The organism is Bradyrhizobium sp. HKCCYLRH3097 (assembly GCF_051167875.1).
Taxonomy (GTDB): domain Bacteria; phylum Pseudomonadota; class Alphaproteobacteria; order Rhizobiales; family Xanthobacteraceae; genus Bradyrhizobium.
Genome location: NZ_JBNPTX010000014.1, coordinates 143,123 through 166,527 on the forward strand (window position 1 = coordinate 143,123; position 23,405 = coordinate 166,527).

Below are 23,405 nucleotides of genomic sequence, written 5' to 3' on the forward strand. Positions count from 1 at the left end.
GCTCGATGACGGTTCATCACGAACGACTATTCGCGCCGTCGGCGAAGCCATAGCCGTGGTTGGCGGCAGCTGCGGCTGCGGCCAGATCATGCTCCGACGGATCGCAGGTGAACACGCGATAGAGTGGTTCACCCTGGTCGACACGATCGCCGATCTTCTTGAACAGCATGATCCCGGAGCCCTTGTTCACCGGCGCGCCGGCGGTACGCGCCAGGCGATTGAGCCGCAGGCAATCGATCGCGGACACGACACCGTCGCGCTCCGCCTTGACGTCGAAGGCGAGATCGCCGAGCTCGCTGCGGCATTCCGGCGGGCCCTGCGCATCGATGATCTTCAGCATCTGCTTGAGCGCCGCGCCGCTGTCGAGCAGCTCGCGCGCCCTGTTGTAGCCGGCGCCGCCGCGCAGCTTCGGATCATATTCGAGCAGATGCGCGGCGAGCCGCAGCGACTTCTCGCGCAGGTCAGCAGGCGCCGACGGCTCGTTGCCCAGCACCGCCATCACGTCGCGCGCCTCCAGCACCGGACCGATGCCGTTGCCGATCGGCTGGCGGCCGTCGGTCGTGATCACCTCGACCTTGAGCCCGAAACGGTCGCCGACGAATTCGAACAGCTTGCGCAGCCGCATCGCCTCCGCGCCGCTGGTGAGCTTGGCGGTCGGCCCGACCGGCAGGTCGAGCAGCAGATGCGTCGAGCCGGCTGCGAGCTTCTTCGACAGGATCGAGGCGACCATCTGTTCGCGGGTGTCGAGGCTGAGCGGGCGCTCGACCGAGATCAGGACGTCGTCGGCCGGCGACAGATTGACGTGGCCGCCCCAGATCACGCAGCCATTGCAGGCCGCGACGATCGACTTCATCTCGTCGGCGCCGACATTCACCCGCGCCAGCACCTCCATCGTATCGGCGGTGCCGGCTGGCGAGGTGATCGCGCGCGAGGAGGTTTTTGGAATGGTCAGTCCGTGGGCGGCGACGATCGGCACCACCACCATCGAGGTGCGGTTGCCGGGTATGCCGCCGATGCAGTGCTTGTCGACCACCACCGGCTCGGGCCATTTCAATTGCGTGCCGGCATTGGCCATCGCGCGCGTCAGCGCCAGCAGCTCGCCGGAGCTCATGAAGCTGGCTGAGCCGATCAGGAAAGCCGCGATCTCCATGTCGGAGTAGCGGTAGTGGGTGAGGTCCTCGATCACGGCAGCGATCGCCTGGTCGCTCAAGGTCTCGCCCCGGATCTTGGCGCGCACCGCTTCCATGCTCTCGGGCGGGGTCGCTGGCGACACCGTCGCCCGCGTGCCGGCCGGCTCGGCGAAGCGCCGCATCGCCGGCTCCGACAGGCCGATCTCGTCGGGGCCGACCAGTGCGTCGTCGTCCGTGATCAGAAGGGTCGCCAGCAGCGTCCGCGAGTTGCAGCGCAGCTCGACGCGGCTGAAGCCGCGGAACACCTCGGGCCGCAACGCCTTCGAGCGGCGGGAGATCACGACCACGTTCTCGCGGCCGGTGTCGAGCGCGACGCTGCGGATCTTGAGCTGGGGACGGGCGGAATCTGTTGTGCTCATAGCGACCAGGATAACCTTTAAGGCGGTCCACGCCATCGCCGTTGACCCAGATCATGACGTGGCATCTGGCGGATAAGCCGAATTTTTTCTGAATGTGTCGGACGAGGATTCAGCGGCTCGGCTTTGCCGCCAACCGGCCGGGGGCAGCGGACTGAGAATAAAGCGAAGCAAGTTCAGTTGCTTGCACTCCGGTTCGGATCTCGGAGGTCGGGCGAGGGCGGGCCTGCGATGGAATACCGGCTCCGAATCTGGGCCGCGCAGGTCCCTCATCGGGTTAACCGATTGTTCAAGCCGATGACGGAGGGTTTCCGGCGGGGCGTCCATCCCGGCCTCGGCGCGCCCTTCCGGCGCGTCAGATGATCGAGCCCGACCGGAGAGGTAGATGCGGCAGTTGATTGCGAGCTTCCTGAAGAATCAGGCTGGCGCGACCTCGATCGAATACGCCATCATTGCCGGCGGATTGAGCATCGTGATCCTGGCGGCCGTCAATGGCCTGGGCTCGGGACTGAGCAGCAAGTTCACCGCGATCAACACCTCGATCAAGTAGCCGGCCGGTCACGCCGCCGCGCGATCATCGCCGTCAGACAAGTCACAGGCGTCGTGATCCGCACGACGCCTGCCGCATTTCGCCCCATCCCTCGCGACGCGCCGCCTGTCTCCACGAACGAAGCTTCCGGCGGGGGCATCGCCGGAAGCTCGTCGAGCAGTCAGAGGTTCAACAGCCCAGCTTCAAAAGTTGCGCTGGGCGCGCAGCAGCATGCTCACCGTGTCCTGGTCCTTGAGCTGGTAGATCGCGGCCGGCTTTGCCGTGCTCGTGACGGCCGGAGCAATCGCCGTGCCCGAATATTTCTGGTCGAGGTGGCTGTAGGTCACGTCGGCCGAGAAGGTGAGGCCCTTGACCGGCGTCCATCGGGTGATGAGGCCGATCTGTCCGAGATTGAAGTCGGGATTGCAGGTCGAGCCCGCGGTCAGCATCCCGGTGGCGGCGATGCCGGCACAGATGAGGCTCGATCCCGTCTGGCCATAGCGCACCTGGGCATAGGCGCCATACAGCGCCGTATTCCAGCGCGGATCCCAATTGTGGGTGAAGGCGCCGCGCATGCCCCAGGTCTGCACGGTCGACAGGCCCGTGCCGGTGCCGAACACCGCGTCGCCGACGCCGGCGAAGCCGATGCTCTGATAGGCGCCGGCTACGCCCGCGCTGCCATACATCGAATAGGTCGTGTTGGCGAGGCTCTGGAAGTTGTAGCGGCTCGCGCCGTCGGTGTAGACCGCCTGCAGGTTGACGACGTCGCCTGGACCGGTCGGGATGTTCTTGATCGACAGCGCCAGTTGCGCGGCCCAGCCCCACTTGTCGGAGGGATGACCCGAGGTCTCGGACGCGCCGTAATAGGCGGCATGATTGTCATGCGCGGCGAACGACGCCTGGAAGATGCCCCACGCCTGGTCGACGCGAACCATGCCGATGATGTCGGGAGACACCGTCCCGCCGAAGCTGCTCGAGCCATAATTGCCGCCGAGCACGCCGGCCGCGGTGATGCCCGAGGTGTTCCAGATGTTGGTGGTGAAGAACTGCGTCTGGTCTTCCAGCGAGACCGCGGCGGTGATGCCCTGGCCGAAATCGGCGGTGTAGGTGAACTGGTTGACGCCGTTGTTGGAGCCGCTGCCGCCGACCAGGCCGTCGAAATTGTTGCCAGGATAGTTGGTCCAGGGCGCGTCGAAGGTCGACACGGCCTTGCCCATCGTGAATCCGGCGAACTGGATGAAGGCGTAGTAGACGCCGACGATGCCGCCCGAGATGGCGTCGCCGGTGTAGGACGTCGCGCCGGCGCCCGCACCGCCATAGGAGCCCGAGGTCCAGTTCAGCACGGTCTCGAAATAGGTACGCACCACGCCATATTCGGTCGCGGTGCGCGTATCGATGTTCAGATCCTGGCGCGAACGGGTCTGATAGCGGTTGCTCAGGCGGTTATCGGCGCCGGCCTGGCCTGAATAGGCGCCACCATAGTTGCTGTTGGTCCACAGCGCGGTCTCGGCGCGCAGATAGCCGCCGAGCTTGATGCAGGTGTCGGTACCGGGAATGTAGTAGAAGCCCGTGCCGTACAGCGAGCACACCTTCACATATTCGACGGCTTTGGCCTTCAGTGGAAGATCCGCAGCCTGCGCCGCCGCGGCGGACAATATCACTGCTCCCGCTCCGAGTAGCAGGCCCCTCAACGTCTTCATTTCCCGTTTCTCCGGTTGATGGCGATGCACACGGCCCCCCGCGTGTCGCCCCTGGCTTCGCCAGATTGCCGCTCCCACACCTCTGATTCCGACGACGGCTCGATCAGCGCGGCCGGCGGAATGGTTGAATGAAGTGTGCATGAGCTAATTTCAATTTGATGAATGCGCTCTGCTTTGTTCGAAGCCCACTCGATCGTCGTTAACACGCTGCTCGCACGCACCAGCATCGACGCAGTCACGCCGCGGTTTTGGCCTCGCGGTGTCGATTTGTTAATGGTGATAATCGTGAATAGGTTAGATGGGAATCCCGAACAATCCCGGTGCACATCGCAAGCTGCGTACATCATGTCGCGTTCGCAGCGCCGCTGCCGACGCGCGATTGACCTCTCCAGCCTCGCAACGCGATCTCAGCGACGGTTGGGCTCGACGTGAATCGACGTTCGATGTGACGTCGCTGCTACCAACCCGCGTGCGTCGTAATCCGCCGCGCGCGACATTGCGTCCAGCGTGACGCCGCTGCGCCAGCGCTTGACGAAGTCGAGAAAGACCTGCAGCGGCATCGGCGGTTGCCGGCGGCTCGGATGGTACAGGAACAGTCCGGGCGTCGCGTAGCGCCAGCCGGGCAGCAGCCGCATTAGCCGTCCGTCGGCCAGATGCGACTCGATCATCGGCTCGACGAGATACGCGACGCCGATGCCGTCGAGCGCGGCATTCAGCGCCAGATCGAAGTCGTTGACGATAAGGGAGCCGTCCACGGCAATCTCGGTGCGCTCGCCGCCCTTTTCGAAGATCCAGGGCTGCAGCGTATCGTCGGCAGGGACCCGATGTCGGATGCAATTATGGGCCTGGAGATCCTCGGGCACGGCCGGCGCGGGATGCGCCGCGAGATAGCCGGGGGCGGCAACCGCAACGAAGCTGCACTCGTCGAAGACGCGGATGACCTTCATGTCGCGCTCCACCCGGTGGCCGGATCTGATGCCGGCATCAAAGCGATTGCGCACGATGTCACTGTTGGTGTCGTCGACAGCTAGTTCGATATGGATGTCCGGGTATTCGGCCAGGAATGACCTGATCAGGGGCCCGAGCCCTCTCACGGCGAACACACGGGATACGGTCAGGCGCAGGGTACCCATCGGCTTGTCGCGGAACGCGTTGATGCTCTCGATGGCCTGGTCGACCCGTTCGAGAATCGGCTGGATCTCCGCCAGCAGGCGCTCGCCGGCTTCGGTGAGGGCCACGCTGCGCGTCGTCCGGTTGAACAGCCTGACGTCCAGCCGCTCCTCGAGGCTCTTGATGGTCTGGCTGATGGTCGGCAAGGAGCAGCCGAGATGAGCGGCCGCCTTGGTGAAGCTCAACGAATCCGCGACGGCTGCGAAAGCGGAGAGCTCGGACAGCTGAACCCGTGCCATCGCTAGGCGTACTGCGCCCGGCGTTGGTCCGCATCGTGCTGAAACATCCACATCCCCCTGATACGCCGCGTCGTGCGGCTGAGACGACTTCGCCAGCGTCGTCCCGACCGATCAGGCACATCAATCTTCCATCAGGAAGCCTACGCCCGGATCACCATCCCGCGCCGCAGAGCTAGGTGCGACGTGATCATTCCGCAAGCATCGAAGTGATGTCGAAACGATCACAAATCCGCGCCTGATCGCCGGACCACCATCGCAGGATCGACTTACCTGACCTAGGCAGATATTTTTTCCACCAATTGGGGGGCGATCGATGCGGTGTCCTTGGTGGATGACCCGCAACACCACGCGCGATGGCGTGCCCACGGCAACAGCTGGAACTCGCGGGAGTCGCGGTCGAGCGACCATTATGCACAGGACCCGTGCGCCGCGCGAAGGTTCGGAGGTCGTTCGCCGTATCGAGGCCTCAACTGGCCTTGCGTGAGCGTGCGGTGGTTCGTGCCGGCTTCTCCGACTTCTTCGGCTCCTCGGCCTTCTTCGGCTCGTCCTTGGCCTTCTTGCCGCTGATCGGCAGCAGCATCTCGCGCTGGCCTTCGACGCGCTTCTTCGGCTTCTTGGCCTTGGCCTTCGGCGCGGGGGCGCCAGCGGCGGGCGCCTTGTCACCCTCGCTGGCAAGGCTGCGCTTCAGGGCGTCCATCAGGTTGATGACGTTGCCGCTCGACTTCGGTGCAGCCTTGGCGGCGATGGTCACGCCGCTGCGCTTCTTGTTGATGAGCTCGATCAGCGCGGCCTCGTAGTGATCCTCGAAGTTCTCCGGCTGGAAGTCGGCCGATTTCTTCTCGACGATGTGCTTGGCGAGATCCAGCATGTCGCTGGTGATCTTCACATCCTGGATGTCGTCGAAATATTCTTCCTCGTTGCGCACCTCGTAAGGGTAGCGCAGCAGCGTTCCCATCAGGCCCTTGCCGAGCGGCTCCAGCGCGATGATGTGCTCGCGATTGGTGAGCACGACCCGGCCGATCGCGACCTTGTCCATGCTGCGGATGGTCTCGCGAATGACCGCGAAGGCGTCGTGGCCGACCTTGCCGTCGGGGACGAGATAATAGGGACGGATCAGATAGCGGCTGTCGATGTCGGTGCGCGGCACGAACTCGTCGATCTCGATCGTGTGCGTCGATTCCAGCGCGATGTCCTCGAGCTCGTCCTTGGTGACCTCGATGTAGGTGTCGGTGTCGACCTTGTAGCCCTTGACGATGTCGTCATTGGCGACTTCCTCGCCGGTCTCGGCATCGACCCTGCTGTATTTGATGCGGTGGCCGGTCTTGCGGTTGATCTGGTTGAAGGAGACCTTCTCGGACTCCGACGTCGCCGGATAGAGCGCGACCGGACAGGTCACGAGCGACAGGCGCAGAAAACCCTTCCAATTGGCGCGCGGGGCCATGACCTACTCCACTTAACTCCGAACTAACGGCTTGCTCCGAACCGGACTGCTGCGGGCGTCGTTCTCGCGGCAGCCGCGAGGATAACACCCGAGGCTGCGGATTCAACAAGCTGGCCGGCAGATTCTCGGATCGGCGTTAACCCGTCGCAGGGGGCGCCGCCCGGAACATCATCTGGCTGCCGACGTTGCCAACGGGAGTGCGTGACAGAGCGCTTCACCGCTCGGAATGCGAATAACACAGTGAGCTGAGGGCACCATGGCAGCCAGACGACCGACGCAGATCGTCGAGACCCCCACCGAAGCGCGGCAGGGCGAGCCTGGACCGTCCGTCCTGGCGATCCTGGCCATCTCCACCGGACTGGCGCTGCTCGTCCTTGGCCTGATCTGGTTCGTGTTCTTCCGCACCTGACGCGAGGACCGTTCGATCCGCTCCATTGCGTGGCCGGGTAACGTCCGTCCGCGTCCCTCAGATCCGCGTTCGAGCCCCGCCATCCGTGCGGCGGGTCTTCTCATGCCCGTCTTTCAGAGCTTATATCCGCCCCAATTCTGTCGGCCCCTGCCGGCGGTCCCGATCGAGATGACCAAAAAGTAACCTGGTCGCTCGGGTTCCGTTCATGCACGGTTCACGGCCTTCCGGTTCATCTTGAGGGCGGAAATCGTGCAGTTCAGCTTTGGAGGCAAGCGTGCGTCTGCTCGTTGTCGAGGACGATCCGGATCTCAACCGTCAGCTCACCACGGCCCTGAGCGACGCCGGCTACGTCGTGGACCGTGCGTTCGATGGGGAGGAAGGGCACTATCTGGGCGACAGCGAGCCCTACGACGCTGTCGTGCTGGACATCGGCCTGCCCAAGATGGACGGCATTTCGGTGCTGGAGGCGTGGCGGCGCAATGGCCGGGCGATGCCGGTCTTGATTCTCACCGCGCGCGACCGCTGGAGCGACAAGGTCCAGGGCTTCGACGCCGGTGCCGACGACTACGTGGCCAAGCCCTTCCACCTGGAAGAGGTTCTGGCGCGCATCCGCGCGCTGCTGCGCCGCTCGGCCGGCCACGCCCAGAGCGAGCTGACCTGCGGGCCGGTCACCCTCGACACCCGCACTGGCAAGGTCAGCGTGTCGGGCAACCCCGTCAAGATGACCTCACACGAATACCGCCTGCTGTCCTATCTGATGCATCATTCCGGCCGCGTCGTCTCGCGCAGCGAGCTGGTCGAGCATCTCTACGACCAGGACTTCGACCGCGACTCGAACACCATCGAGGTGTTCGTCGGCCGCATCAGGAAGAAGCTCGACTGCGACGTCATCCAGACCGTGCGCGGCCTCGGCTACCTGCTGACCCCGCCGCCGGCCGCAGGCGCCTGATCCGTTTCCGGAGCCAGCCATTCGAGGTGGCCGGGCGCCGGCCGTTTCGCTAGTTTGCGGTCATGCGCCAGAGTTCACTTGCCACCCGGTTGTTCCTGTCCGCGACCGCGTGGCTCGTGGTCATCCTCGCCATCACCGGCATCGTGCTGTCCTCGGTGTATCGCAATGCGACCGAGCGCGCCTTCGATCGCCGGCTCAACCTCTATCTCCGCACCCTGATCGCCGAGGTCGCCACCCCCGACGATCCGCCGGACCGCCAATTCCAGTCCTTGGGCGAGCCGCTGTTCGAGCTGCCGCTGTCCGGCTGGTACTGGCAGATCACCCGTACCGACGCCGAGAAGCCGGAGGTACGGGCCTCGCGCTCGCTGTGGGACAAGAAGCTGCCCAAGCTGGAGGAGCAGGGGATCGAGCTGACGGCGGCCGGGATCCGGATCGGATATGTCGAAGGGCCGGAGAACCAGGACCTGCGCATGGTCGAGCGTCCGGTGGATCTCGGCTCCGACGGCAAGTTCCTGGTCAGCGTCGCCGGCGATGCCTCGGAGATCTTCGACGAGACCCGCAGCTTCGACTACTACCTCGGCGGCACCTTCACCGCGCTCGGGATCGTGCTGCTGCTCACGACCATCTTCCAGGTCCGCTATGGCCTCGCGCCGCTGAAACGCATCTCCGAATCGATCGCCGACATCCGGTCCGGGCGCGCCGAGCGGCTGGAAGGGGAGTTTCCGGTGGAGATCGCGCCGCTGGCCCGCGAGACCAATGCGCTGATCGACGCCAATCGCGAGATCGTCGAGCGGGCGCGCACGCATGTCGGCAATCTCGCCCATGCCATCAAGACGCCGCTCTCGGTCATCGTGAACGAAGCGGCGACCCATGCGGCGGACCCGTTCGCGGCCAAGGTGATGGAGCAGGCGGACGTCATGCGCGACCAGGTCGCCCACCACCTCGAGCGGGCGCGGATCGCCGCGCGCGTCACCATCGTGTCCACCGTGACGGAGGTGGCGCCGGCCATCGAGGCGCTGCGCCGCACCATGGAAAAGATCTACCGCGACCGCAGCATCGTGGTCGAGGCGACCGCCGATCCCGCCGCGCGGTTTCGCGGCGAGCGCCAGGATCTCGAGGAGATGGTCGGCAATCTGGTCGACAATGCCTGCAAATGGGCGGCTTCGCGGGTCTCGGTCGAGCTCACCGTGGAGCCGCCGGCCCAGTCCGGGGCCTCGCCGATGCTGCGGATCGTGGTCGATGACGATGGCCGCGGCCTTTCGGCGGCCGAGCGCGCCCAGGTGCTGCGGCGCGGCCAGCGGCTGGACGAATCCAAGCCGGGATCGGGGCTCGGGCTGTCGATCGTCACCGATCTGGCTGCGCTCTATGGCGGCCGCCTGACCCTGGGCGATGCCCCGACCGGGGGACTGCGGGCGGAGCTGAGACTTCCCGGCGTTTGACGGGGCGGCGAATTTCGCCATCCTAAAGGTGTTCTTAATACCGCGGACGCTATGGTTCGGGCAGGGGTGCGCGATGTGCGCTCTCGCCGTGGAAATTTGCACGCCGGCGCATGGGTCAGACAGCTCACGAGCGGTTAAGGGAATATCTCGGGCAGCTGCCGCCGAACGCGCAGTCGCTCCTGATGCGCGAATTCGAGCGCGCCATCGAGCGCGGCCAGGACGTCGCCGTGGCGACCCTGGTGCTCGAGCAGCTGCGCAAGGTGGTGCGGCCCGTCGCGCCGCCGGCTCCCGCTCCAGCAGCCGACCCGGCGCGGCCCCAACCCGCCATCGAGGTCGCCCGTCCGCAAGGCCGCGACGAGCGCCGCCAGAGCGGCGATGGCCCGCGTCGGCTGTTCCGGCCGCTCGACCCGTTCCTCACCGATTCCACCGGTCCTCTCCGTCCCGGCCAGATCCGCCGTGCCTCGCTGCTGCCGGTCTGGCAGTGGCTCGGTCGCGAAGGCGCGCCGGAGCGCTACGCCGAATTCGAGGCCGCGATGTCGGTCTCCGGCGACAGTTCGCGCGAGGTCGAGATGACCGCACGCAAGCTGCAGCGCGCCGCCGCCGAGGCGCTGATGAACCTCGTCGGCCCCAACGCGACCGGCGACCGCCAGCGCGCGCTGGCCCGCATCGGCGCCCCCAGCGTGATCGAGGATCTGCTGCCGATCGCGCTGGTGCTGCAGAACCGCGAGGCGCTCGACGGCCTCAACGGCCGGCTGCCCGGCATCATCCGCGTGCTCGGCGATTCGCAGATTGCCTCCGTCACCGAAGCCATCAACGTGCCGTCGCTGCAGACGCCCTCGATGCTGCCGTTCGCACTGTCGCTGGTGATGCAGCGGCTCGCCGCGCCCTGGCAGATCATCCGTCTCGCCACCAAGATCGCCGCCTCCGACGACGAGATCAGGGTCGCCGCGACCCCGTTCGGCGTCGCCGTCACCATCGCGCTCAACGATCTCGCCGGTCTCGCCTCGGTGCTGCGCGCCGACATCCGGCGCGGTCATTTCTCCGATCTCGGCGATACGCTGAAGACGCTGCATGACGGCGTTCGCGGCCTGCGCACCGAGCTCGACCTGCGCTCGGATTCGAACTGGGGCAAGCAGCTCACCGCGATCCGCGCCGACATCTCCAATGCCCTGCAATCGGAGATCGACAGCGTGCCTGGCCGCGTCCGCCGCATCCTGCGCCAGCGCGCCGACAAGGACATTCCGGCCGGCGCCGGCGTCGATGGCAGCGAGGTCGAGGAGGTGGCGGCACTGATCGAGTTCGTCGCCGTCTGCCGCAACTATGCCAGCGAGCTCGCGATCAACGAGGTGACGCTGCGGACCTATTCCGATCTGCAGCAATATGTCGAGAAGGCCACCGAAGCGCTGGTGCAGTCGCTGCGCTCGGGCGACGCGCGGGCGCGCGCCTATCGGCAGTCGCAGGTGTCGGCGGCGATTCGCTTCTGTCACGTCCTGTTCGGCAACGACTACGCCCAATTGATGAGCAGGTCGGCCGAGAACGCGATGAACGGCGAGCGAAAATCCTCGCGCGCCGGTTGAGATTTTCTGCTAGTCTGTCGACGTTTTTGATTTTGCAATTTCAGGTTGACCTCGCCCCGGGGCCACGCATAGGTTCCGCCAAGTTCCATCCATTTTCATCAAGACCATGATTTCCGTCATCAACTTCGTCGAGGTCGAGAACCGCGTCGTCCGCGCGACCTATCGCAACCTCATGATCAAGGCCAAGGTCGTGCTCGTCGACAAGACGAGCGGGGCGCCACTTCCCGATCCCGTCACCACCATCGCCTCTCCGGTCCCGGTCGGGTCGCTGCGGATCAGGCTCACCGACCATGTCCGGCCGGGCACCTATTTCCTTATGGCCCTGAACGGGCACGGCAGCTATCTCGCCAAGAGCGCTGAGTTCGAGGTCCCCTAATTACGTAATCCTCCTGAGTTTTTTGGCGCGGACGGCTGCGCTACCACGGCGGCAAATGTGAATTGCCGCCGGGAACGGTGCTGGTTAAAAGCGGCGCGAGGCGCGCCTGCCGGTGGGCGCTGACTGGAACTCTGTCCGATGACTCTCTGGTTCGTGTTCGCCGTGATGACGGCCGCGGCGATCTTCGCCGTCCTGCTGCCGCTCGGCCTGGGCGCGCGGGCCGCGTCTGGCGGTCGCGAGGTCGTCGTCTACAAGGACCAGCTGGCCGAGATCGAGCGCGACGTCGAAACCGGGCTGATCGGCAAGGTCGAGGCGGAAGCCGCGCGGGTCGAGATCGGCCGCCGCCTTCTGGCCGCCGCGGACCAGGAGGGCGAGGCCGCGGTGAAGCCGAGCCTCGGCCTGCGCCGCGCGGCGGCCGTGCTGGCGCTGATCGGCGTGCCGATCGTGGCGCTCGCGGTCTACCTGCCGCTCGGCTCGCCGCAACTGCCGGATTTCCCGCTCACCGCACGCGCGGCGCCGCCCAACGGGACGCAGCCGCTGGAAACGCTGGTGGCGCAGGTCGAGCAGCACCTGCAGAAGAACCCGACCGACGGCCGCGGCTGGACCGTGCTCGCCCCGGTGCTGGCGCGGCTCGGCCGCACCGATGACGCGATTCGGGCCTATCGCAACATGATCACCTATGCCGGCGACGGCGCGGCCAAGCGCGCCGATCTCGGCGAGATGATCACGGCCGCCGCTGGCGGCGTCGTCACTGCCGAGGCCAAGGCGGAGTTCGAGCGGGCTCACGCGCTCGAGGCCGACGAGCCGAAGTCGAACTACTATCTCGGTCTCGCCGCCGAGCAGGACGGCCGCAAGGACGATGCGGCCAACATCTGGCGGGCGATGCTGGGCAAGGCGCCGGCGGATGCGCCGTGGCGGCCGCTGGTGACGGCGGCGCTCGGCCGGGTCGGCGGCGGCGAGGTGCCGGCGCTGCCGAGCGAGGCGATGGCCGCGGCCAAGAGCATGAGCGACGGTGACCGCGAGACGATGATCCGCGGCATGGTCGACCGGCTGGCGGCGCGGCTGAAGCAGAATGGCGACGACGTCGAGGGCTGGTTGCGCCTGGTGCGCGCCTATGTCGTGATGGGCGATCTCGACAAGGCCAAGGGGGCGTTGTCGGATGCGCGGCAGGCGGTGTCCGGCGATGCCGAGCGGTTGCGGCAGCTCAACGAGGGCGTGAAGACTTTCGGCTTGGATGGATGAGCGGCGCTTCCGCCGCCAACGGGATCAAGGGATGACACGCAAGCAGAGGCGTTTGACGATCATCGGCGGGGCGCTGTTCGTGCTCGCGGTCGCCGCAGGGCTGGTGCTCAACGCGCTGCGCGACTCCATCGTGTTCTTCTCGACCCCGACCATGGTCGCAGAGAAACATATCGGGCCGGGCAAGCGCTTCCGGCTCGGCGGCCTGGTGCAGCCGGGCTCGCTGAAGCGCGGCGACGATCTCGCCGTCAGCTTCGAGGTCGCCGATGGCGGCGCCAAGCTGCCGGTCGCCTACAAGGGCATCCTGCCGGATCTGTTCCGCGAAGGGCAGGGCGTCGTCGCCGAGGGCGCGCTCGATGCCGACGGCGTGTTCAAGGCCGACACCGTGCTCGCCAAGCACGACGAGACCTACATGCCGAAGGAAGTCGCCGATGCCCTGAAGAAGCAGGGCCATTGGAAGGACGATTACGGCAAGCCGAAAGGCGGCGCCAAACCGGGCCCGGTGTCGATGCGCGAGGGCACTGACAAGACCGCGGCGGGAGCGACGCAGTGATTGCAGAGAGCGGACATTACGCCCTGGTGCTGGCGCTTGCGCTGGCGCTGATTCAGTCCACCGTGCCGATGCTCGGCGCGTATCAGCGTGACGTCGCCCTGATGAATGTCGGCCGCTCGGCCGCGCTGGCGCAATTGCTGTTCGCCGGTCTCTCCTTCATCGCGCTGATCACGTTGCACGTGACCTCGGATTTCTCCGTCGCCAACGTGTTCGAGAACTCGCATTCGATGAAGCCGCTGCTCTACAAGATCACCGGCGTGTGGGGCAACCACGAAGGCTCGATGCTCTTGTGGGTGTCGATCCTGGCGCTGTTCGGCGCCATGGTCGCGGCCTTCGGCAACAACCTGCCGCTGTCCTTGCGCGCCCGCGTGCTCGCGGTCCAGGCCTGGGTGGCGACCGCGTTCTATCTCTTCATCCTGACCACATCGAATCCGTTCGCGCGCCTCGCCAACCCGCCGATCGAGGGCCGCGATCTCAATCCGGTGCTGCAGGACATCGGCCTCGCCGTGCATCCGCCGATGCTCTATCTCGGCTATGTCGGCTTCTCGATCTCGTTCTCGTTCGCAATCGCAGCCCTGCTCGAAGGCCGCATCGATGCCGCCTGGGCGCGCTGGGTGCGGCCGTGGACCCTGATGGCCTGGATCTTCCTGACGCTCGGCATCGCCATGGGCTCGTACTGGGCCTATTACGAGCTCGGCTGGGGCGGCTGGTGGTTCTGGGACCCGGTCGAGAACGCCTCGCTGATGCCCTGGCTCGCCGGCACCGCGCTGTTGCACTCCGCTGTCGTCATGGAGAAGCGCAACGCGCTCAAGGTCTGGACCATCCTGCTGTCGATCCTGACCTTCTCGCTGTCCCTGCTCGGCACCTTCCTGGTGCGCTCCGGCGTCATCACCTCGGTGCACGCCTTCGCCAGCGATCCGACGCGCGGCGTGTTCATCCTCGGCATCCTCGTGCTGTTCATCGGCGGCAGCCTGACGCTGTTCGCCGGCCGCGCCACCGCGCTGAAGCAGGGCGGCCTGTTCGCGCCGATCTCGCGCGAGGGCGCGCTGGTCTTGAACAATCTGCTGCTCACCGTGTCCTGCGCCACCGTGCTGTTCGGCACGCTCTATCCGGTGATCATGGAGGCGCTCGACTTCAAGCTCTCGGTCGGCGCGCCGTTCTACAACATCACCTTCGGCCCCTTGTTCGCGCTGTTGCTGCTGATGGTGCCGTTCGGCCCGATGCTGGCGTGGAAGCGCGGCGACCTCGTCGCGGCGACCCAACGGCTGCTCGCGGCCGGCGTCGTGGCGCTGGTGGCGATCGCGATCGTCTGGGCCTGGGCGCGCGGCGGCAGCGCGCTGGCGCCGCTCGGCATCGGTCTCGGCGTGTTCGTCATCACCGGCTCGGTCGTCGATCTGGTCGAGCGCAGCGGCGTGGCCCGCGTGCCGTTCAAGACGGCGCTGCACCGGACCCGCGGCCTGCCGCGCTCGGTGTGGGGCACGGCGTTCGCGCATGCCGGCCTCGGCGTCGCGCTGCTCGGCATCGTCTGCGAGACCACCTGGAACAGCGAGCTGATCAGCACCTTGCGTCCGGGCGACGTGCGCAATCTCGCCGGCTACCAGATCAAGTTCGACGGCATGAGCCAGCGCCAGGGCCCGAACTTCAGCGAGGTCGTCAGCACCTTCGTCATCAGCGAGGACGGCAGGCAGCTCAGCGTCCTGACGCCGAGCAAGCGCAGCTTCGCCACCCGCGGCATGTCGACGACGGAAGCCGCGCTGATGACGCGCGGCGTCAGCCAGCTCTACGTCTCGCTCGGCGATGCCACCGCCGACGGCGGGCTGGCCGTGCGCATCTATCACAAGCCGCTGGTGCTCTTGATCTGGTTCGGTCCGGTGCTGATGGCGTTCGGCGGCCTGCTGTCGCTGTCCGACCGGCGCCTGCGCGTCGGCGCGCCGCGGCCGGCGCGCGCCGCGCGCGCGCTGCAGCCGGCGGAGTAGGGCGGATGCGACGCAGTCTCGGCTTCCTCGCGCTCGCGCTGCTGCTGTTGAGCTCGCCAGTGGCGCATGCCGTGCAGCCCGACGAGGTGATGTCGGACACCGCCAAGGAGCAGCGCGCCCGCGCGCTGTCGCGCGAGCTGCGCTGCATGGTCTGCCAGAATCAGTCGATCGACGATTCCGATGCGCCGCTGGCGCGCGACCTGCGCCTGCTGGTGCGCGAGCGTCTTGCCGCCGGTGATAGTGATAATCAAGTGCTGGACTTCCTGGTCGCGCGCTACGGCCAGTTCGTGCTGCTGAAGCCGCGCTTCGAGCGCCAGACCCTCCTGCTGTGGCTGCTGCCGCCGATGCTGCTGCTCGGCGGTGGCCTGGCGCTGTGGTGGCAGGTCCGCCGCCGCGGCCAGCGCGGCCCGGAGGGCACGCCGAAGCTGACGGCCGAGGAGGAGGCGCGCCTCGCCGCTCTGATGGCGGCCGAGCAGCCGCCGGCGACGTGATGATCCGCTAACGCCACGATCACCTGCCAGTTAGTTACTCCGTCATGCCCGGGCTTGACCCGGGCATCCACGTGGATCCCAGAGTGCCGGACGACGTGGATGGCCGGGTCAAGCCCGGCCATGACGACGGAGAGAGGCGGGCTGAAAGCGCGCGTGGTGCGAAGGCCGGCTGTCGCGAGTAAGAAGCGTGCGCAGCAAATGAGAACGCGCCGTCGATCCGCAAAACCCCCGTGCTTTCCCGTGCTCCGCACCTACCCGCGCTTTCAGCTTATTTTACCTTTGTCTGGAAGTGTGCGTTGACATTCCGTCTGACGTACCCGGGCAAAGCCGATGTTCTCCAACAGCAATCTGACGATCCGCTTCCTCGTGGGAGGCGTCGTCGCCTCTCTCCTCATGCTGTTGGCGATCGGCGGCGGCACCGGCTTCATCGCGGTGCTCTATCTCAACAACCAGATCACCAGCCTGTCGTCGGACTTCGCCAATCTCAGCGGTCCCGCCCGTGATCATGCGATGCTGATCTATCAGCAGGCGCAGTCGGCGTTCTCCTACTTCCTGATGGCCTGCGCGGCCATCGCCGTGTTGGCCAGCGCCGTCTGCCTGATGACCTATGCCGCCGTGCAGAACGGCATCCTGCGCCCGCTCGCCGCGATGGTCTCGGCCATGCGCGACGTCGCCGACCAGAAATACGACACGTCGATTCCCGGCCTCGGCCTCAGCAACGAGATCGGCCAGCTCGCCGGCGCGCTCGAGGTGTTCAAGACCAACGGCATCGAGCGCCAGCGCCTTACCGCGCGCGAGCTGCAGGAGGCGCAGCGCCAGGGCGAGCGCTCGCGCTTTCTCGACGGCCGCATCCATTCCTTCAACGACCTCGTCGCCAGCGTCGTCAGCAGCGTGGCGTCCTCGGCCATCCGGCTGAAGAGCAATGCCGAGACCCTGTCGCGCGCCGCCAACGACACCTCGGCCAAGGCGAATGCGGTCGAGGCCGCCGCCAACCACGCCAATCGCAGCGTCCAGACCGTGGCCGGCTCGACCGAGGAGATGACGAGCTCGATCGGCACCATCAGCCGCCGCGTCTCCGACGCCACCCAGCGCGCCGAGGGCGCGGCCTCGCAGGCCGAGAAGAGCAAGAACACCATCCACGCGCTGTCGGACGCCGCCGAGAAGATCGGGGCCGTGGTCCAGCTCGTGCAGGCGATCGCCTCGCAGACCAATTTGCTGGCGCTGAACGCCACCATCGAGGCCGCCCGCGCCGGCGAGGCCGGCCGAGGCTTTTCGGTCGTCGCGTCGGAGGTGAAGAACCTCGCCAACCAGACCAGCAAGGCGACCGACGAGATCTCCGCCCACGTCGCCAGCATCCAGGGCATCACCGCCGAGACCCGCGGCGCCATCGACGGCATCTCGACCACGCTCAGCGAGATCAGCGCCATCATGTCCGGCATCGAGGTCGACACCTCGCAGCAGCGCAACGCCACCCAGGACATCTCCCGGAGCGTCCAGGAAGCCGCCCGCGGCACCCTCGACGTCTCCAACCACATCGCCCAGATCAGCTCCACCTCAGCCGAAACCGGCCGCCTCGCCTCTGAGGCCCGCGACGCCGCCGGCGAGCTGTCGCAACAGGCCGAGACGCTGAAGCGCGAGGTGGATGCGTTCATCGTGAGCGTGAAGGCAAGCTGATCGGGCGGCTAGCGCCGCACGACAACAGCCAGCCATCATCTCCGCCGTCATTCCGGGGCATTCGCGGCACGCGAATGAGCCCGGAATCCATAACCACGAGCGGTTGTGGTGGCGACGGGCCGTTTCGGCGTATTGCTCCACCAACTGCGAGTCGTGGCTATGGATTCCGGGCTCGCGCTCACGCGCGCCCCGGAATGACGGCGGCGAGAGCGTCGTCCCCGCCATGACGCGAAGCCGTCGCCCAGCCCTCCGCTGTCGTCCCTGCGAACGCAGGGACCCATAGCCACAGGGAGATGCTGTTGTGCGGGATGTCGGACCAGTCTTGTTTCACGACAACCGCCGCGGAGTATGGGTCCCTGCGTTCGCAGGGACGACATCGGAGTTGGTGGAGGCCGCTCGCGTCACACCGGCAGCTGCGAGCCGCGGCCCTCTAACCCGCTATTAGTAAATATCCCCCATCGTGCATACAGCACAGCTATGAGTCGCCGGACAGGCGGCCGATGCTGCGGGGCAGGCGCGTAGCGACGTCAGTTCGCCCGCCTGCCGCTCTTGGGGGAGCGGACGAGGACATGATGAGCTTGAAGATCAGGGGGCGTCTCTACGCCGGCTTTGCGGCGCTCATCGTCGCCGGCGCTGTGATGGCGGCCGTGGCGGTGTGGAACCTGTGGGCCGTGCGCGACCAGGTCGCGAGCATGTCGGCGCTGTCGGACGCAACCTCGCGCATCCTGCAGATCTCCAACCATTTGCAGGCGATCCAGCGCGCCAACCTGCGCTACATCCACGACGCCAACGAGCCGGCGCTCAAGGAGGCCGCCGAGCGCGAGGCGGCGGCGACCGCGCTGCTGCAGGCGGCCACCGCCGGTTGGCTGTCGGCGGAGCAGCGCAAGCTCTATGGCGATCTCACCGGCGAGATCGCGCAGATGCAGGCCCAGCGCGCCGCGCTCAGCGAGGCCGTCAAGCAGGTGAAGAGCGGCCGCGCCGCGCTGCTGCCGGGCGGCGAGGACCTCGCCGCCAAGGCCGCCAAGCTGTCGATCGCGGCGCGCATCTCGAAAGAACCGGAGGTCATGACCGCGGTCGCCGACATCGACGCCCGCCTGCAGCTCGTCCGCATCGCGACCTGGCGCTTCCTGGCATTGCGCGACACCAAGTCCGCCTCCGCCTTCCGCGCCGGCGTCGACAATGTCGAGCAGCGGCTCGCCACGCTGGAGGGCGCGTCGCCGCCGGCGGGCGTGCTGGCCGCGATCGCGCCGGTGAAGGCCTCGCTGGAGCTGAACAAGACCGCGTTCGAGGCCACCGCCGCCGCCGCGCTGAAGTCTGAGGACATCTACGCCAACGCGATCGAGCCGCTGATCGCCCGGAGCATCGACACGCTCAAGGCTGCCGAAACGGGCGTGAATGCCGACTATCACGCTTCTCGCGCGCGCGCCGAGGGCGCCATCGACAGCACCATCTCGCTGCAGATGCTGGTCGGCGCCGCCGCCATCCTGTTCGGCTGCCTCGTCGCGGTCCTGATCGCGCGCAGCATCGTCGGCCCGCTGGCGTCGATGACGCGGGCGATGGGGCGGCTCGCGAGCGGCGACGTCGCCGTCGAAATTCCCGGCCGCGGCGCCCGTGACGAGATCGGCGCCATGGCGACGGCGATCCAGGTGTTCAAGGACAACATGGCCGAGACCGAGCGTCTGCGCGCCGAGCATGCCGACGCCGAAGCGCGGCAGGAGCAGCAGCGCCGGGACGACATGGCGAAGCTCGCCCGCCAGTTCGAGCAGGCCGTCGGCGAGATCGTCGATGCGGTGTCGCACGCCTCGAGCGAGCTCGAAGCCTCCGCCGGGACGCTCACCAGCACCGCCGCGCGCGGCCAGGATTTGTCGACCGAGGTCGCCGCCGCCTCGCAGGAGGCCTCGTCCAACGTGCAGACGGTGGCCTCCGCCGCCGAGGAGCTGTCGTCCTCGGTCAGCGAGATCTCCCGCCAGGTGCAGGAATCCGCGCGCATCGCCGGCGAGGCGGTGGCGCAGGCCAACCGCACCAATGAGCGCGTCGGCACCCTGTCGAAGGCCGCCACCCGCATCGGCGACGTGCTCGAGCTGATCTCGAGCATCGCCGGCCAGACCAACCTCTTGGCGCTCAACGCCACCATCGAGGCGGCGCGCGCCGGCGAGGCCGGCCGCGGCTTCGCGGTGGTCGCCGCCGAGGTCAAGGCGCTGGCCGAGCAGACGGCGAAAGCCACCGGCGAGATCGCCCAGCAGGTCTCCGGCATCCAGGCCGCCACCGAGGAGTCGGTCGGCTCGATCAAGGAGATCGGCAGCACCATCGGCCGCCTGTCGGAGATCGCAGCGGCCGTCTCCGCCGCCGTCGAAGAGCAGGGCGCCGCGACGCAAGAGATCTCCCGCAACGTCCAGCACGCCGCCAACGGCACCCAGCGCGTGTCGCGCAACATCGACGACGTGCAGCGAGGGGCGTCGGAGACGGGCTCTGCGTCGTCGCAGGTGCTGGCGGCGGCAAGGTCGCTGTCGGCGGAGAGCGGAAGGTTGAAGCGCGAGGTGAGCAGATTCCTCAGCTCGCTGCAGGCGGCATGATGCGGCGGAATACCAGTGCTGCCCCGACCCGTGACGAGTAGGGCGGATTAGCGCAGCGTAATCCGCCATCGTTGACCTCGCCTGCCCTAGCTCAACAGCTTTAGGTTGGCGGCGACTGGGCCCCGCATGTTGAACCAGAGTTCGAACGTGACCGGAAAGCCAACCTCAAAGAAATCTCTGTCGACCTCATCCAGCTCCAATGGCACAAAGACACTCATCTTTGGCGCCTCACTTTGCACGAAGCCAAATGTCGGCCGTACGAACGTGATAGTTCCGCTCAGCCGCTTCGGCTGGCCCTGCTCATCGCGCAGAACCTCACGCGTGCCATTCTTGTCGGCATACGAGGCGCGCGATTCAGCAAGCACAGCGAAAAGTGGCTTAGCCTCGTCGTATCGGCCTGAAACACAGAGCTGCCGGGCATAAAGGAACTGTGCCGCATAGTTCTTGTCCCCTGGCGAGAAAGCTCGCCGAAGATGGTACGCGATTTCGTCTCCATGGGTTTGGTCGGCAGTTGGCTGACTCGCCAACATTGCTCGCGCGATTTCAAAATGCAGTTCTCGACTTGATGGATTTGCTTCAAGGCAGCTGCGCAACACGGTCAAAGCTGACGAATAATCCTCCTTCGACAGCTTTATTCGAGCCAGCCTGCGGGCAAGCAGAGTGCTTTTCTGGTTCTGCTGAAATGCACGCTCGAAGGCGGCTTCGGCGCGTTGAGCCTGCGAAAGAACATTGGAAAGCTCGCCTTCCTCGCCCAAAAGTGCAGGATCGTTCGGGAATCTTTGGAGGCCGGCGCGAAGTACGTCCTCAGCCCGGTTGATCAAGTCGCCAAGCTGGATCATTGCAGCCTCTGTCCCCTCATTCTCAGCTACAGACATTGCATCCCTCACGGAATCAATGGCGACTTTCAATAGCGTATGGTGCGGATACGGGCTTGATTCGCCAGAGGTGAGAGCAGATGCCCGGCTTGCTGCTTCCCTCCGCCAAGCTTCTCGCTCAAGGGGGTTAGTCGCAATACGAGATCGGCGCCAAGCAAGCTCCGCAAGCGAGTGCTTGATCGACTTATTGTAATGCTCGCCCTCCAAAGCTTCGTTGAGCAGCGTCTCGGCGCGATCCAATTCGGTCTGGTTGCTCGCGGAACCCATCTGGAATACGCCCCATTGGTGAAGTATGACGACGCGCCTGCCAGCTGACTGAACCGCCAGTTCATAAACCTGAACTCCTTTACGCACGTCATTGATCGCGGAGCGAACGGCTTCAGCGCGCACGAGGTAGGCTAGAACCTCCAAATCGTATGAGTAGGATGGGTTAAGTTTCCCGATTATGCGCGTGAGATTCTCGAATCGCTCGTCCTGAGTCTTCAGTATCGAGTTGTAAAGCTCGTGCGCTATGTGAGAGTGCCTGCTCTCGTAGACGTAGTCACCCGATCTTGCGTCTTGTCGAAGCCGAATTACCTGCTCTAAAGGTTTGAACATTCTCTCTCTGAACTGATCGAAAGTAATGTCATGGATTCGAGAAATCAGCCCCGCACGGACAGGGGGGCCAAACCGATGTAGGGAGCAGATGTCCAGGTAGAGAAGCCGGGCTTCTTTCGAAGGAATTGAATAATACTCCTCGGTCAATATATCGACCAATGGTGCACCGTGAGTGGCTTCTAGTAGAGCCACGAGCAATTGGCGCCCATGAACAAAACGCAACTCTTCCTTTCGCTTATCGAGAGGTAACTGCGCCAGATAGCCAAGACTGTCGTGTAGGCCCAATTTCTGTAGAAGCTGTTCAATCTCAGCTTCCGACAGATAGCGCATTTCATATTCGTCGCCCACGTATCTCTCTAGATCTTCGCAAACCGCGTTCCACAATACAAAGCTTTCGGCGCACACGATCTGTACGGATGCCCGCAGTCGAGAAACCAGGCTAATAAGTTCAAGAATTTTGTTCTTATGTTCGGCCGCGTTGTCGATAAAGATGTAGATTGGTACATTCGTAAGTGAGAAAATTTCTTCGAATTTTTCGATGTCAATCAATCCTTGCCGACGGATAAAGAAGCAGAGTTTACCGTGCTGATCTGCCAAATCCCAAGCCATTCGTCGCAGTGCGACCGACTTTCCGGACCCGGCGTGCCCCTTAAGCACGATTATCCGCGCACGTTCGGCCACTGGATTCTGGATCAACTTGTCTCTTAGTATTTCACTACACAGTGATCGGCCTACATCAAGTTCTTGCTGGATGGCGTACCAGCCTAGACCGAAGCCCTTGTAGAACTTCGCTGGAGTGTCTGGCTCGGTCGGCATCTCGCGCGCAACGTGGTCAGCAAGGCTTCCTAGGTATGCCTTTAGCGCGGAAGAAACGTCTCGCCCTGGGACAGTAATGAAGCGCGTGAAGGATGTGTCGCCAAGCATGCTTCGTGCGAGAACGCCTATTGCGCGGGCGCCTGCTGGAATCGCGTCATTTAGGCTGCGAAGGAAATCTTCAAAAGCACCGCTAATCGCGATAACCCGGCGATCCCGCCAATAACCTTCTTCAGCGGGCTTAAGGCCAAAATTCACAATATAATGCCGCGGACGATTGTCGCCTTCTCTGATTATTTCATTGAACAGCAGGCGCAAATTGCTGTCCATGAACGAGTATCCTGCGAAAATGAGCGTCTTTGTTTTTGCCCATTCCATGAAGGTGTCGAACTGTCCATGTCGCCCTTCTCTGAATGTAATCAGCTGCTCTGTACTAGCGATCAGTGGTGGCTTCAGCTCATAGTGGCGAGTAATGCATCCGTGCATCTTAACGTAAAGGAGAGATTTGTGATCAATTCTATCGACAGCTCCGTCGTCGTCTTTTACGTGCGGCACGAGCTTTTGAAGCGGACGAGACGTTTTTGCATATGCCCGCTCGATGATAAGGTCATAGTTCGTCGTAAGAATGCCCGCCCAAGGCAGTGTGGGAATGAGAAGATGAAAGTCAGCCGGCTGGAATGGGCTTAAGACGTCAAACACATACTTCTGGACAGTGAGTACGTCCCGCGTTGAAGCGGCGAGATCATACGCAATCCGAAATTCCGAGCCCGCATATTCTTCGCCAAGAAAACGAGTTACGATTAGATTCGCCAGTCCGGCTCCGGTCGGAATTTCATATCCCTTCTCGTCTCTTGCTCCCCGAGACGCTCCCGCTCCAAGGAACAGCACTGCTCTGCCTTCTACGACAGCTTCCACGAGCTCTTTTGCAAGTTCCATTGTACCTCCCGATTCAATTATTTCTTCAATCGATCAACGGTAGCAGCATCCCGAAGGTCTAGGCGTGTCAGCAATATGCGCCCGTGTTTTTGACCTCAGATGGCGCAAGCAGAGCCGCTACGCTCGCACGCGCGTGACGAGGATGGAGTAGCGTGTCTGCCCGGTAGAGGTCCATCCACTTATCAACCATCGAGACAAGTGCAAAGTGGAATCGCTGGACCCCCAAAGGTCTTTTGCAAAGGGTCCTAAACAGTCTTATGAGTGATGAATTGACGGGAGCTCACACCAACTGCCCGTCGCCCA

Annotated in this window: 18 protein-coding genes; 12 read left to right on the forward strand and 6 right to left on the reverse strand. The window is 64.9% G+C overall.

Annotation, left to right across the window (positions count from 1 at the left end):
* Positions 1–16: 16 nt before the first annotated feature.
* Positions 17–1,549, reverse strand: coding sequence for a thymidine phosphorylase family protein (locus ACQR0U_RS28035; RefSeq protein WP_434872342.1), 1,533 nt, complete (start codon positions 1,547–1,549; stop codon positions 17–19).
* 382 nt (positions 1,550–1,931) lie between these two features.
* Here ACQR0U_RS28035 and ACQR0U_RS28040 point away from each other — a divergent pair, with 382 nt between their 5' ends.
* Positions 1,932–2,096: a Flp family type IVb pilin gene (locus ACQR0U_RS28040; RefSeq protein WP_315716136.1), complete on the forward strand. Its 165-nt coding sequence runs from the start codon at positions 1,932–1,934 to the stop codon at positions 2,094–2,096.
* A gap of 182 nt (positions 2,097–2,278) precedes the next feature.
* On the opposite strand, the gene ACQR0U_RS28045 is transcribed toward ACQR0U_RS28040, so the two are convergent.
* From ACQR0U_RS28045 to ACQR0U_RS28060, 4 genes are all read right to left on the reverse strand, one after another.
* Entirely contained in the window at positions 2,279–3,775 is a 1,497-nt protein-coding gene (locus ACQR0U_RS28045) for a porin (RefSeq protein WP_434872343.1), read from the reverse strand.
* Positions 3,772–4,122 carry a hypothetical protein gene (locus tag ACQR0U_RS28050; protein WP_434872344.1) on the reverse strand — a complete coding sequence of 117 codons (351 nt, stop codon included), beginning with the start codon at positions 4,120–4,122 and terminating at the stop codon, positions 3,772–3,774. The genes ACQR0U_RS28045 and ACQR0U_RS28050 overlap by 4 nt, the downstream gene beginning before the upstream one ends.
* Positions 4,123–4,182: 60 nt before the next feature.
* Positions 4,183–5,184, reverse strand: coding sequence for a LysR family transcriptional regulator (locus ACQR0U_RS28055; protein ID WP_315753057.1), 1,002 nt, complete (start codon positions 5,182–5,184; stop codon positions 4,183–4,185).
* 466 nt (positions 5,185–5,650) lie between these two features.
* On the reverse strand, positions 5,651–6,625 hold the full coding sequence (locus ACQR0U_RS28060; protein ID WP_315753055.1) for a Ku protein: 975 nt from the start codon (positions 6,623–6,625) through the stop codon (positions 5,651–5,653).
* Positions 6,626–6,881: 256 nt separating this feature from the next.
* Here ACQR0U_RS28060 and ACQR0U_RS28065 point away from each other — a divergent pair, with 256 nt between their 5' ends.
* From ACQR0U_RS28065 to ACQR0U_RS28115, 11 genes are all read left to right on the forward strand, one after another.
* A complete protein-coding gene (locus tag ACQR0U_RS28065) occupies positions 6,882–7,034 on the forward strand; it encodes a hypothetical protein (RefSeq protein WP_315756472.1) in 153 nt (50 codons plus the stop codon).
* 274 nt (positions 7,035–7,308) lie between these two features.
* Complete coding sequence (locus tag ACQR0U_RS28070; RefSeq protein ID WP_006614547.1) at positions 7,309–7,983, forward strand: response regulator transcription factor; 675 nt, start codon at positions 7,309–7,311, stop codon at positions 7,981–7,983.
* 62 nt (positions 7,984–8,045) lie between these two features.
* A complete protein-coding gene (locus ACQR0U_RS28075; RefSeq protein WP_315716143.1) occupies positions 8,046–9,422 on the forward strand; it encodes a sensor histidine kinase in 1,377 nt (458 codons plus the stop codon).
* Between the two features lie 110 nt (positions 9,423–9,532).
* Positions 9,533–10,999, forward strand: a complete 1,467-nt coding sequence (locus ACQR0U_RS28080; protein WP_316175910.1) for a hypothetical protein — start codon at positions 9,533–9,535, stop codon at positions 10,997–10,999.
* A 106-nt stretch (positions 11,000–11,105) separates the two neighbouring features.
* Entirely contained in the window at positions 11,106–11,375 is a 270-nt protein-coding gene (locus tag ACQR0U_RS28085) for a hypothetical protein (protein ID WP_315716145.1), read from the forward strand.
* A 138-nt stretch (positions 11,376–11,513) separates the two neighbouring features.
* On the forward strand, positions 11,514–12,617 hold the full coding sequence (ccmI, locus tag ACQR0U_RS28090) for a c-type cytochrome biogenesis protein CcmI (protein WP_434844035.1): 1,104 nt from the start codon (positions 11,514–11,516) through the stop codon (positions 12,615–12,617).
* Positions 12,618–12,648: 31 nt separating this feature from the next.
* A complete protein-coding gene (gene ccmE, locus ACQR0U_RS28095) occupies positions 12,649–13,167 on the forward strand; it encodes a cytochrome c maturation protein CcmE (RefSeq protein ID WP_315716147.1) in 519 nt (172 codons plus the stop codon).
* Positions 13,164–15,143: a heme lyase CcmF/NrfE family subunit gene (locus ACQR0U_RS28100; RefSeq protein ID WP_434844036.1), complete on the forward strand. Its 1,980-nt coding sequence runs from the start codon at positions 13,164–13,166 to the stop codon at positions 15,141–15,143. Before ccmE ends, ACQR0U_RS28100 begins: the two co-directional genes overlap by 4 nt.
* 5 nt (positions 15,144–15,148) lie before the next feature.
* A complete protein-coding gene (locus ACQR0U_RS28105) occupies positions 15,149–15,634 on the forward strand; it encodes a cytochrome c-type biogenesis protein (RefSeq protein ID WP_316202802.1) in 486 nt (161 codons plus the stop codon).
* A gap of 330 nt (positions 15,635–15,964) precedes the next feature.
* Positions 15,965–17,308, forward strand: coding sequence for a methyl-accepting chemotaxis protein (locus tag ACQR0U_RS28110; RefSeq protein ID WP_316202803.1), 1,344 nt, complete (start codon positions 15,965–15,967; stop codon positions 17,306–17,308).
* A gap of 569 nt (positions 17,309–17,877) precedes the next feature.
* Complete coding sequence (locus ACQR0U_RS28115) at positions 17,878–19,881, forward strand: methyl-accepting chemotaxis protein (RefSeq protein ID WP_434844037.1); 2,004 nt, start codon at positions 17,878–17,880, stop codon at positions 19,879–19,881.
* A gap of 86 nt (positions 19,882–19,967) precedes the next feature.
* On the opposite strand, the gene ACQR0U_RS28120 is transcribed toward ACQR0U_RS28115, so the two are convergent.
* Positions 19,968–23,102, reverse strand: a complete 3,135-nt coding sequence (locus ACQR0U_RS28120) for an SIR2 family protein (RefSeq protein ID WP_434872345.1) — start codon at positions 23,100–23,102, stop codon at positions 19,968–19,970.
* Positions 23,103–23,405: the final 303 nt, after the last annotated feature.